This window comes from Hymenobacter miniatus (assembly GCF_016427455.1).
GTDB classification, from domain to species: Bacteria; Bacteroidota; Bacteroidia; order Cytophagales; family Hymenobacteraceae; genus Hymenobacter; species Hymenobacter armeniacus.
This window is the reverse complement of the sequence record NZ_JAELXR010000003.1, coordinates 335730-348137: the sequence shown is the minus strand read 5'-3', so window position 1 is coordinate 348137 and position 12408 is coordinate 335730. Positions and strand designations below refer to the sequence as shown.

The 12408-nt window shown below is 57.0% G+C and carries 7 protein-coding genes; 6 read left to right on the top strand and 1 reads right to left on the bottom strand.

Annotated elements, in window-relative coordinates; genetic code table 11:
- Positions 1-11 precede the first annotated feature (11 nt).
- From JAO73_RS06825 to JAO73_RS06800, 6 genes are all read left to right on the top strand, one after another.
- Positions 12-908: a polysaccharide lyase gene (locus tag JAO73_RS06825; protein ID WP_198976345.1), complete on the top strand. Its 897-nt coding sequence runs from the start codon at positions 12-14 to the stop codon at positions 906-908.
- A 262-nt stretch (positions 909-1170) separates the two neighbouring features.
- Positions 1171-2217: a hypothetical protein gene (locus tag JAO73_RS06820; RefSeq protein ID WP_198976344.1), complete on the top strand. Its 1047-nt coding sequence runs from the start codon at positions 1171-1173 to the stop codon at positions 2215-2217.
- Between the two features lie 76 nt (positions 2218-2293).
- Positions 2294-3370, top strand: a complete 1077-nt coding sequence (locus JAO73_RS06815; protein ID WP_233168725.1) for a glycoside hydrolase family 88/105 protein — start codon at positions 2294-2296, stop codon at positions 3368-3370.
- 21 nt (positions 3371-3391) lie between these two features.
- Positions 3392-5029, top strand: coding sequence for a glycosyl hydrolase family 28-related protein (locus JAO73_RS06810; RefSeq protein ID WP_198976342.1), 1638 nt, complete (start codon positions 3392-3394; stop codon positions 5027-5029).
- Between the two features lie 683 nt (positions 5030-5712).
- The gene (locus JAO73_RS06805; protein ID WP_198976341.1) at positions 5713-8955 is read left to right on the top strand and encodes a SusC/RagA family TonB-linked outer membrane protein; all 3243 of its coding nucleotides are present in this window, start codon (positions 5713-5715) and stop codon (positions 8953-8955) included.
- A gap of 20 nt (positions 8956-8975) precedes the next feature.
- Positions 8976-10415: a RagB/SusD family nutrient uptake outer membrane protein gene (locus JAO73_RS06800; RefSeq protein ID WP_198976340.1), complete on the top strand. Its 1440-nt coding sequence runs from the start codon at positions 8976-8978 to the stop codon at positions 10413-10415.
- A 668-nt stretch (positions 10416-11083) separates the two neighbouring features.
- Here the strand turns inward: JAO73_RS06800 and JAO73_RS06795 are convergent.
- Positions 11084-12271, bottom strand: coding sequence for a glycoside hydrolase family 88 protein (locus tag JAO73_RS06795; RefSeq protein ID WP_198976339.1), 1188 nt, complete (start codon positions 12269-12271; stop codon positions 11084-11086).
- Positions 12272-12408: the final 137 nt, after the last annotated feature.

Here is a 12408-nt window from a genome sequence, read left to right as displayed (position 1 = left end):
ATCAACGCGTCATGAACCATACTAAATTCACCCCAAAAGGGGCTGTATGCCTGTTGTTTGCAACCGCCCTCCTGGTCTCGTGCGAAAAAGACAATCCACTGCAAACGACCACAAACGGGGACTATAAAGTCGACCCCGTACGGTCTAATGCTATTTTCAGCAACATTCCTTTAAAGACGTTTACTGCTGCAAATAATGAATATACGGCTGCAGAATACGCTACAGATTTTGGGGATAATTCCAAAACCAATAATTGGCGCGGAGGCAAACAATGGATTATCGATAATTCCCTGCGCGTCCATTTGGATGACGGCTATTCATATACCAACGGGTTGGTAGCCTCAAACAATGTATCCGATGGTACGGATTACGATATGAGTTACAGCTTTAAGTTTGACCCCGCCTTTACCTTTGCGGAAGGAGGGAAACTAGGCTGGGGATTTGAGATTGGGGACGGAGCCAGTGCCTGCAATGTCCCAACGGCAGGACACGGAGCTAGTGTGAGGCTGATGTGGAAAAGAACATCCACTACAACTCATGCAATAAAGCCATACGTGTATTATTATGATATGCCTAATACCCCTGCATATCATTGTGGTGACAATCCACAAAGCAAACAATTCGACGGACTGGAAAAAGGGGCGTGGTATAACGTTTATATCCACGTTACAAGCAACACCTACAGCAATAGGGATGGCTATTTAAAAATACTCATCAAAAAGAGTACGTCCACCACCTGGACCGAGTTAGCAAACATCCCCGACATTCGCTGGACCAATGACCACAATTATCGTAAAATAACGAGAATATCGTTTGATACATTTAGAGGCGGGGATGACACCAGTTGGTCTGGCCCTGCTGGGGATATTTTTTACGATGATGTAAAAGTAAACCAGCTTGCTCCATGATTTCACATAGGTTGTAAGCACGAAAATCCTTATTAGCATTTTCGTGCTTACAACCTATGTGAAATTGGAGGTTGTCCAGGCCCAAGCCACGACGCGTCGGCTGGCCCGTTCGACGGGCAACCACAGCCATACTTTGTGCCTTTAGCGGCCCACAACCGTCCACATTTTATCCAGCCCAAGGGCTTCCTAGCGCTGTTGCTGCGCTTTTTTCAGCCGTAGGCGCGGCAATGTCGGGCTGGTTCCCTGCGCTTTTTTTGCCAGTTTGGCTACCGTCATCAGCGGCAGCGGGCAAGCCCACAGTCGTGGCCGTTGCGATGCAGTCGCGCGCTGCCACAGTTGGCGCACACATGTTGAGCCGTTACCATCAACTTTCTGCGAAGCCCATTCTGATTTAGACCACCGCCTATTTTTTGAACGATTTGCTTCAGCAAATCAAGAATTTAATCACCCAATTAAGGCAGCACACGAACATCGGCAACGCATGAAAACCCTAATACATGTGCTGAGAAAAAAGCGCAACGGCGCTTTGAATCTTCATAACAATAAAAATACAGTATTAGCCATCTTGGCTTCGATTGCGACGGGCTGCATCGCATCATGCAAGGTCAGCGACTCCCAGGTGGCAGCAACGAAACCGGTAGTGCCGGATTGGGCATTGCCGGGTTCATCCACCCACAAGCAGGTACCGCCGCCGGCAGATTTTCACCGAGCCACCAAAACCTCAAACCGGCACATTGGCATTTTCGATGGCCAGAGCGACGTGGGCGCACCACTGGTGCCCGGAACCTCCAGTTTTGAGCCGACGACGAAGGAATACACCATTAATTCGGCGGGCTATAACATTTGGTACACCCGGGACGAATTCCGCTTTCTGTGGAAGAAAATGTCGGGTGATATTTCCTTAGCGGCCGATGTTAAATTCCCCAATGCCGAAGGCTTTTTCGACAGAAAGGCGGTGGTCATTATCCGGCAAAGCCTGGACGATGACTCCGAGGAAGCCATGGTAGCCCGTCACGGCGCGGGCCTGATGCACCTGGCCTGGCGACCGGAGAAAAACGCGAAGGTGTTGCAAATGAAAGTTCCGGAGAAAAGCGCCCTGCGCATCGGGCTAGAAAAGCGCGGCGAAAACTACGCCATGTTCATAAGCCTCAATGGAGAACCCATGCACCAATTAGGCGACCCTATTAGGCTCACCTTCAAGGAGCCTTTTTACGTGGGCATCGGCTTCTGCTCACACATTCCGGATAAAGTAGATACCGCCATTCTCTCCAATGTGGTCTTGGAAAACGCCGCCGGGAGACTGCAGTAATCAACCGCTTGCCAACCAACTCCCCCGTCCACCCGAGCCGAATCCAATCATAATGAGACTCCTGCTAATCTGTTCCTTGTTCGCAGCTATCTTTTTCACACAAGCTTGTACGGCCGCTAAAAACGCAGGCGCAGTTGGAACTGCTTCCGACACGAAAAAGGCGATGCTGAGAGCCCTGGCGTGGCAAGAGGCACACCCAATTGTCGAAAAGTCGACCAAAGACTGGACCAACGGGGCCTACTACACGGGAGTTGTGAAAGCTCATCAGGCCACCGGCGACGCTGAATTTTTGCAGGCTCTGCAAGCAATGGCCCGGAAGAATGAATGGCAAACGTATATCCGCATCAATAGCGCCGACGATGTGGCCATCAGCTACGCTTACCTGTACTTGGCGTCCATTGGCGACAAGGAGGCCAACCTGATTCCGACCGAAGACTTCATAAAGAAGCATCTAGCTTATCAGCAAGAGCAGCAGCGCAACAAGCCGTTGTGGTGGTGGTGCGATGCGCTTTTTATGGCGCCCCCCGTTTTCACGGTACTTGCCAAACGAAATAACGACCCCGCGCTGCTGGACGACATGTACCGGCACTACAAAGAAACCTACGACCTGCTCTACGACAAAGAAGAGCACCTTTTTGCCCGAGACGACCGGTTTTTATGGAAGGGCGCGAGCACGGATAAGAAAGAAAAGAACGGCAAAAAGATATTCTGGTCCCGCGGAAACGGCTGGGTATTGGGCGGCCTGGCTCTAATCCTGCAGGACCTGCCGAAAGACGATGCGCACCGTCCCTTTTTCGAACAGCTCTTCCGAGAAATGGCGACCAAAGTAAAGAGCTTGCAACAGCCCGACGGCATGTGGACCACCAGCCTGCTCTCCCCCGAGTCGTACGACCACACCGAAACCAGTGGCAGCGGCTTCTTCACCTACGGCATTGCCTGGGGCATCAACAACGGCTTGCTAAATCCGGCCGATTTCAGGCCCGTGGTAGCGAAAGCCTGGCCCGCCTTATTGAAAATGCAAAAACCCGACGGCATGGTGGGCTTCGTCCAAAACATTGGCTTCGACCCGCGCCCGGCGACGGCTGACAGCTGGCAGAACTACGGCACGGGCGCATTTCTATTGGCGGGCAGCGAAGTGCTGAAAATGAAATAAGCTTCTAAGCCACAAGAGTTCATGAATAAGCATTACGTTCTCCTGGCCGTTCTCCTGTTTGCTGCTGGTCCGGCTTTCGCCCAGCAATGGCGAAGCCGCTTATATCCCTCAAACTGGAAGCCGGGGATGCAGGACAGCGAAGGCCGGTTCCTGCACGATTTCTCCTATGCCGGCTATCATCGGGGTGAGCAGGCAATTCCCGATATAAAAAAGAACACCGTAGACGTCACCAAAGCGCCTTATGCGGCAGACAATTCGGGGAAAGAGGATGCGACGGCCACGATTCAACAAGCGCTGAATGATGTGGGCCAGCGCGGCGGCGGGGTGGTCTATTTGCCGGCGGGAAAATATCGGATTGACGTTTCGGCAGCCAAGGCCAACCCGCTGACGATAAGCTACAGCAACGTGGTATTAAGGGGCGCAGGCACTGGCAAGACGTTTATTTTTAATGACAACTCCGATGTGCGAAACACCGCCGTCATCCAGGCCAAGCCTACCGCCGGAGGCAATTGGCTGAGCCCCGAAAGCAAGGCCGTGAGCGTAAGGGAAGACTTGTTACTGCCTACCCAAACCATTCCGGTTTCATCCGTTCAGGATTTCAAAGTGGGCGACTGGGTGGTTTTGCGAACCGATGTTACCAAAGAGTTTATCACGGAGCACAACATGGACAACCTGTGGGAAACCTCGCTGGTTGGCACCATCTTTTACCGCTACATCACGGCGATAGATACACAGGCAAACACCCTGCAGATGGACGCCCCTACCCGGTATTTTCTCAAAAAGCGAGACAACGCCCGGGTCTATAAGGTGCAGCCCGTACTGCGCGAGGTTGGCATGGAGCATTTTTCCATTGCCAACCGACAATCAACGTTGCCGGGCTTGGGAGGGCTGGACTTTAACACCAAGGGCACCGCTGCTTACGAAGTACACAGCGCGCATCTACTCATGATAAACAGCGCCATCCATTGCTGGATTAGAAATGTTAGCACTTACAAGCCGGCCGAGAATAAGGACGATATCCATTTGGTTTCCAGCGGGGTTTTGCTGCAGAATTCCAGATTTGTAACGGTGGACGCGTGTTCCTTTCAGAAAGCCCAGTACCTGGGCGAAGGCGGCAATGGCTACATGTACACGCTGGCTTCCAATGATTGCCTTATCCGGAACTGCTTTGCCGCGTATGCCCGCCACAATTACGATTTCAAATCGATGCGCAGCAACGGCAACGTCATTCTGCGCTGCCGGGGCGAAAACTCGACGCTGGCCAGTGACTTTCACATGCACCTGAGCATGTCGAACCTATTTGACAACACGACGCTGAACAAGGATTTTCTAGAGGCCAAATTCCGGCCCTGGGGCACCTTGCCCGAGATGCACGGCTACCCCACCACCCAAAGTGTGTACTGGAACACGGTGGGGGAAGCCTACCCGGCGAAGTCTCCTTATGTAATCGATTCTGAGCAATTTGGCTGGGGCTACATTATCGGCACCAGTGGCCCGGCCAGTGACGTTAAAACCTCGCCAACGGCTGGTAAGATAAAAGAATACAACTACGATTCAGCCCCTGAAGACTTCAGGGAAGGCATCGGCAAAGGCGAATCCTTGCTACCCAAATCCCTTTATTTAGACCAGCTGGCAAGAAGGCTGAAGTTGCTTAAATGAGGTAGGCTCCTCAACTGGTTGACTTGCGCCCAAGGCCGGCCAGGACCTTGCCTTCACCTTGCCCGGGCCCGCAGCCCCAGCACGCCAACCCTGGCCGGCCAGGCCTGTCAAAGGTCATCCCACACTCACCAGAGCGGCGCCCACCAGGCAGGTGCGCCAGAAGGTCTTGCAGGAACAAATCAATATGCCGTTCTGCAAAACTGAAAGGCCCCGAAGCAGTGATGCTTCAGTTTTTTTGGGGTGGGGCAGCTCCACTGCTTTCAGTGCTCCTCGCGCGGGCACCGCCTTCTTTTCCCCTCCTCGACTTCCCATTTGGAAAGTGCACAAGTACCATTATGAGTAGGCGCTGCCTCTAAAAATATTGTGACAGACACGTGCTAAAAATGAAAATCAACCCCTCATCATTTCGAATTTATAGTAACCACAACATTGTTATTCAATAAATTAACAAATAAATTTCATATGAACAACATCTGTTAAAAATGAGAAAGAGAATGGAAACTTCAACGTGGACCTTTGATACGCTAACTCCGCATTAGGCAAGCTGAAGAAATGGAAAAGCCAGCTACTGCAAGAGCTGTTTCCCCATGCCGCAGTGGTCTTGAAAACCGTGGTTTTCGTGGTTGAGCTAGTGCCGGTTTCAGTCGTCTTTTTTTGCAATCCCACCCATTCTCATTTCCCTTATGAATCATTTTTTACCGTCTGCCCGCTTGCGCGGGGCGGCTGCTTCGCTGCTGCTGCTGCCCGTGGCGGGCGCGGCGCTGGCCGCCAGCCCGGCCCCTGCTGCCAGCCCAATCTCGGCCACGGTGCTGGCCGACATCACCGTGAAAGGCCGCGTGGTAGATGACAAAGGAAGTGCCCTGCCCGGCGTGACCGTGGTGGTAAAGGGCACCACCATTGGGGCCTCCACGAACAGCGACGGCACCTTTGCCCTCACCATCCCGAGCACCGTGACTGACCCGGTGCTGAGCATCAGCTACATTGGTTTTGCGCCGCAGGATGTGCCGGTGGGCGGCCGCACCGACATCAGCGTGACGTTGCGCGAGGACGCGCAGAAACTCAACGAAGTGGTGGTGATTGCCTACGGCGAGCAGTCGCAGAAAACGCTGACGTCGGCCGTGACGCAAATCGACGGCGACGCCATTGGCCGGCAAACGGTGGCCACGCCGGGCGAGGCCCTGGCAGCGCTGGCGCCGGGCGTGGCCGTGCAGTCGGACCAGGGCGGGGCGCCAGGCGCGCCGCCCACCATCGTCATCCGGGGCGGAACGTCGCTGGGCACTTCCTCCGACCCGCTGTATGTAGTGGACGGCTACCCGCTGCAGGACGCATCGCAGTTTAACCTCATCAACCCGAATGACATCGACGCCATTTCGGTGCTGAAAGATGCCGCTTCGACGGCCATCTACGGCTCGCGGGCGGCCAACGGGGTGGTGATTGTGACCACGAAGCGCGGCAAGTCGGGCAAGACGCAGTTCACCCTGTCGAGCTACACGGGCATTCAGCGCATTTCCAAAAAGCTGGACGTGCTACACCGCGACGAATACATCGACTGGCAGAAGGACCGGGTGCGGCAGCAGAACTTCAACCCGGCCACGGGCGGGTTCGGCACGGGGGCGAACCCGCTGCCGCCCGTGTTCCTGAACGACCCCGGCAGCCTGCCCGACACCGACTGGCAAGATGAGATTTACCGCGATGCCGTAATTCGCAACGTACAGCTGACGGCTTCGGGTGGCACGGAAAAGGCCCGCTTCAACGTTTCGGGGGCGTATTTCAAGCAAGACGGCGTGCTGCTGGGCTCGTCTTACGACCGATTCAACCTGCGCTTCAACCTAGACGCCAATCTTACTTCCAAGCTCAAACTTGGGGTGTCGGTGGCGCCGTCGTTGGGCATTCAGGACCGGCAGGCGGCCAATGGCGCTTATAATCAGTCGGGCGGGTCGGCCAACAACGGCACGCGGGCCGTGCCCAATGCCACGTCGCTGGCCCTGCTGCAGTCGCCGGCGCTGCCCGTGTTCATTGCCAACGGCGACTACGGCACGCCCGTCAACCAGGTCATCGGCGCCAACAACACGGCTTTCTACACCACCAACGTGTTCAACCCCCGCCAAACGGTGGACCTGAACCAGAACACCTACACCAGCTACCGGGTGTTTGCCAACACGTTCCTGGAGTGGTCGCCGCTGCCGGGGCTGCGGCTGAAAACGGCCGGCGGCGGCACCCTCACCACCGACAACCAGTCGGCCTACATTCCGGCCACCATGGCCTCGGAAGCGGCCCGCAACGCGAACATCTCTACTCCGGTGCTGGGCTCGGTGTACGCCCGCGAAAGCTCAAACCAGGCGGTTGATTTTCTGTGGGAAAATACAGCCACTTACAACAAGCAGGTGGGCGACCACAATTTTGGGTTGTTGGGGCTGTTTTCGCTGCAAAAATTTCAGGCCCGCAACACGGCTACCACGGCCCGGCCGGGCACCATCACCACCACCCTGCTCGAAAACCCGCTGGGCTCGCCCGACCGGATTGGGGAGCTGACCTACGACCAAAACGCCTTTCTGAGCTATGGCGGACGCTTGACTTATGATTTTCGCAAGAAGTATTTGCTCTCCGCGGCGCTGCGCACCGATGCCTCGTCGCGCTTCGGGCCGAACAACCGCTTCGCTGTGTTCCCCTCGGCTTCGCTGGGCTGGCGCGTGAGCGAGGAAGGCTTCTGGCAAGGCATTAAGCCGGTGATGAACGAGCTGAAATTCCGGGCCAGCATCGGGCAGACCGGCAACGCCAACATTGGTTCCTTCAACTACCTGAACACCGAGGCCAACAGCAACTACAGCTTCGGCGGCGCGCGGGTGTACGGGTACAACCAGCGCGGCCTGGGCAACCCCAACCTGACCTGGGAGAAAAACCAGCAGACGGATTTGGGCATCGACGCTGGCTTTTTTGGCGACAAAGTGACCCTCACGCTGGACTATTACAACCGCGAAACCACCGGCATGCTGCTGAACCAAAGCCTGCCCGGCGCCTTTGGCTTTGCCACCTCCTACCGCACCAACATCGGCGGGCTGCGCAACCGCGGCCTGGAGCTGGCCCTCGGCACCACCGTCAACCTGGGGCCGGTGCGCTGGAACATCAACGGCAACATTTCGGGCAACCGCACCAAGGTGCTCGACCTGGGCGGCGTGACCTCGCTGCCGCCCGAGGCGTCGGTGTTTGGCTGGAACAACTCTTACCAACTCATTGTGGGCGAGCCCTTGGGCAACATGTACGGCTTTGAGGTGCTGGGCGTGTACAAAAACCAGGCGGACCTCGACGCCTACCCCTACGCCGCCACCCGAAACCTCGGCAACTGGATTATCAAGGACCAGAACGGCGACGGCAAGATTGACGAGGGCGACCGGGTGAAAGTCGGCAAGGGCGTGCCCGATTTCCTCTACGGCCTCAACCAGAACTTCACTTACAAGGCATTTGATTTGAGCCTGAGCCTGCAAGGCGTGCAGGGCCGCGACGTGATTATGGGCAACATCCGGCAGTTTTACACGCTGGCCGCCAACGGCACCAACATCATCCGCGACTTCTACAAAAACACCTGGAGCCCCGACGCGCCCGAAGTGGAAACGCGCTGGCCCCGCATCTCGGCCGGCGGCTACAACCCCGGCAACCAGCTGACCGACCGGCAGGTGTACGACGGCTCATTCCTGCGGGTGCGCAACCTGACGGTGGGCTACACCCTGCCGGCCCCCCTGCTCAAACGCGTGAAGCTGCAGAGCCTGCGCCTGTACGCAACCGGCCAGAACCTGTTCACCTTCACCCGCTACCCCGGCTACGACCCCGAAACGAGCATCAACGGCGGCTCGCTCATCACGCCCGGCCTCGACCAAAGCAGCTACCCCGGCATTCGGGTGTTCACGGGCGGCCTCACGGTTGGTTTTTAATCTGTTGACTCTTGAATATCATGAAACCAACTACGTTCCTTCTCCGTGCTTTGCTGTTGTCCGGCCTCACGGTGAGCAGCTACGGCTGCAAAGATTTTGTGAACCTCACGCCCCAGGACATCATTCCGGTGAGCGGCTTCTATAAAACCGAAGCCGACATTCAGGCCGCGCTCACGGGTGCTTATGGCTCCATGCGCAGCGTGTACAACGGCTACTTCCAGTTCACGGAATTGCCTTCGGACAATACCCGCACCATCAATTCCAGCGAAGTGGGCTATGGGCAGTTCGACAAGCTGAACTGGCTGATAAACAACACCGCCATTGCCAGCGGTTGGAACCAGCACTACACCGTTATTGCCGGCACCAACGTGACGCTGGGCCACGCCGACGACGTGAGCTATGCCCTGCCCACCACCAAAGCCCAAATTGTGGGCCAGGCCAAGTTTCTGCGCGCGTTGATGTATTTCAACCTGGTGCGCTTCTTCGGCGACGTGCCGTTGGTGCTCACCGAGCTAAAAAGCCAGGCCGAAGCGCTGGACCTGGTGCGCACGCCCGCCGCCGACGTGTATGCTCAGATTGAGCGAGACCTGACCGACGCCGAAGCAGCCCTGCCCCTTTCCTACAACGCCGCCAACGTGGGCCGCGCCACCAGCGGCGCCGCCAAGGCGCTGCTGGGCAAGGTGTATTTGCAGGAGAAAAAGTGGGCCCTGGCCGAGGCAAAACTGGCCGAAGTGGTGGCCCTCACCCAATACCAGCTGCTGCCCGACGTGAACAACGTGTTCGGCGTGGGCAAGGACAACAACGCCGAAATCATCTTCGCCTGCCAGTACTTCAGCTCCGGCAACGGCGAAGGCAACTCGTTCGCCTACAATTTCGCGCCGGTGAACGCCAACGTCACCACCGTGGCCGGCGGCAGCACCAACCTCGGCACGAAGGACCTGAACGATGCCTTCGAGGCCGGCGACCAGCGCAAGGCGGCCTTCCTCACGGCCTTTGGCACCGGCAACGCCACCGATTACTACGCCAAGAAGTTCGTGTACAACGTGCTGTCTCCGAACGAGGGCGACAACGACTGGCCTATTATTCGCCTGGCCGACGTGGTGCTCATGTACGCCGAGGCGCTGAACAACAACGGCAAAACCGCCCTGGCCATCCCGCAACTCAACCGCGTGCGCACCCGCGCCGGCCTGGCCGCCAAGCCCCTCACCCTCACCACCGCCGACACGCAGCTGGCCATCGAGCAGGAGCGCCGCGTGGAACTGTGTTTCGAAGGCCACCGCTGGCACGACCTCATCCGTTGGGGCAAAGCCACCAGCACCATGCAGGCCTTCAAAACCAAGTACACCACCCTCGACCCCGCCAACGGCAACCTAGCCCCAAGCGTTACCAAGGAGCTGTTTCCCATTCCGCAGGTCGAAGTTCTGCTCAACAGCAAACTGACGCAGAATCCGGGGTATTAAGCAAGCTAAATCTGGCAGTAGAGCCGGTGGATGCAGTCAGTTTAGCTGGCTGCATCCACCGGCTCTTTTAATGCTGGCTCACACGCACATCCTTACCGTGCATTTCTCTACCAAACGGCCTTGCATTTTATCCATCATAACGCCTTCAATTGAATAATCTGTGCTTTCCTTCGTGCAGCTTCGCTCGTGTGGTAATTCTTCAGTCTCGCTCAGCACTACAAATTTTTGCTGAACTGCAAATCGACGGGCCGGATACTTTCACCTTTGTGGACGATTTTTTGACGAATTCTGCATCGACGTGACCGGCTACAAGCACGAGCGTTACGCAATAAGGGAGTCCGACTTGTCTAATATTTTTAAAACGCTGTGGCTTGCCGTTTTCAATTGGCATTCATTACTAAAGTCTTCATTTACCGTGCACCATTTGGTCAATGTGATTAAACAAGGGGATGGTCCGATTATCACGGTGCCTCTTTGGCGACCTCAATATTTCTACAAATCTCACAGCCGGGCATCGCGAAACAGTGAAAATGCTTCGGCTGCTTTCAGCCGTACGGGGAATAAAAGAAGCCAGCAGGCGCGCCCCTAAGTCGCGCGCCTGCTGGCTTCTTTTATTCCCCGTACGGCTGAAACAGTGGCTTGACTCAGCGGGCGGAACGCCGTCTCTCCTACAGTAGCGCCAGAAACTGGTTGTAATTCTGGTAGCGCCACAGGGCTTCGAGCAAGTAATAATCGGCGTACACCAGCGGCACGTCTACTTCCGAGTTGGCGGGCTTGTAGCCGGTGGCGTGCTTCAGCAGGAAGAAGTTGTTGGTGCCGGCCGTGGCCAGGTATTGCGGCGTGCAGAGGCTGCTCAGCAAGCCGGTGGCGCCCTGGTAGTACTTCTTCGGGCTCTTGGCGTACTTGCTCAGCTCCAGCAGGCCCGAGGCCGCAATGGCCGCCGCGGAGGCGTCGCGCGGGGCGTTGAGAATGTCGGGCGCGTTGAAATCCCAGTACGGAATATGGTCAGGAATGCGGTTGGTTTGCTTGAGGAAGTAGTCGGCTGCGTGCTGGGCGGCCGCCAGGTAGCGCGGGTCGCGGGTGTTGCGGTAGAGCATGGCGTAACCGTAGATGGCCCAGGCCTGCCCGCGCGCCCAGCAGGACTGGTCCGAATAGCCTTGGTGCGTCATGGCCTTGCGCAACTGGCCGGTGGCAGGGTCAAAGTCCAACACGTGAAACGTGCTGTAGTTCCTGCGGAAGCGGTTTTTCAGGTCGGTGTTGGCGTGGGCTTTGGCAAGGTGAGCAAAAGTGGTATCGCCGCTGAGCTTGCTGGCCGAAAACAGCATGTCCAGGTTCATCAGATTATCCACGATGACTGGATAGGTGAACGGCGCAAAATCCCAGGACCGGATGGCGCCCACCGTCGGGCTGAAGCGGCGCGAGAGCGTGGCTGCGCCTTGCAGTACCACCTCGCGGTATTTCGGCGTCTGCGTCTGCGCGTAGCCCTGCCCGAAAGAGTTGTTTAGAATGAAGCCCAGGTCGTGGTTGTCGGTGGTGTATTTCTCGGCTTCCAAGGTCTCTGTGCGGGCGGCGGCGCGACGGCGCCAGCTGTCCTTGCCCGTGAAGCGCGCCAGCTGCCACAGGTTGCCGGCAAAGAAACCGCTGGTCCAGTTGCGCGAGGTGGTGAGCTGCAGCGAGCCATCGGGCTTGGTGGTGCGGGGCTGCTGCGTGCTGTCGGGGTACTGCCGCAGAAAAGCGGCGTACTGCGCCTCGGCCAAAGCTACTACCTGGCCTACGGGGATATCAGGGGATTTCTGGGCTGCCGCGGGGCCCGCCAGCGCGAGCAGGAGCAGCAGCGTCGGGCGCGGTGCGGTCATGAAAGAGGGGTAGTCTGGAAAGGGTGGCAAGGAGGAGCAGCGCGGCCATTGGCGGCGCCGACGAATGGATTGGTGCAATTTTTAGCTCGGCGGCCCTGGGGCATCTTCGTCCCACCGCGAAACCTCCAGGGCCGCTT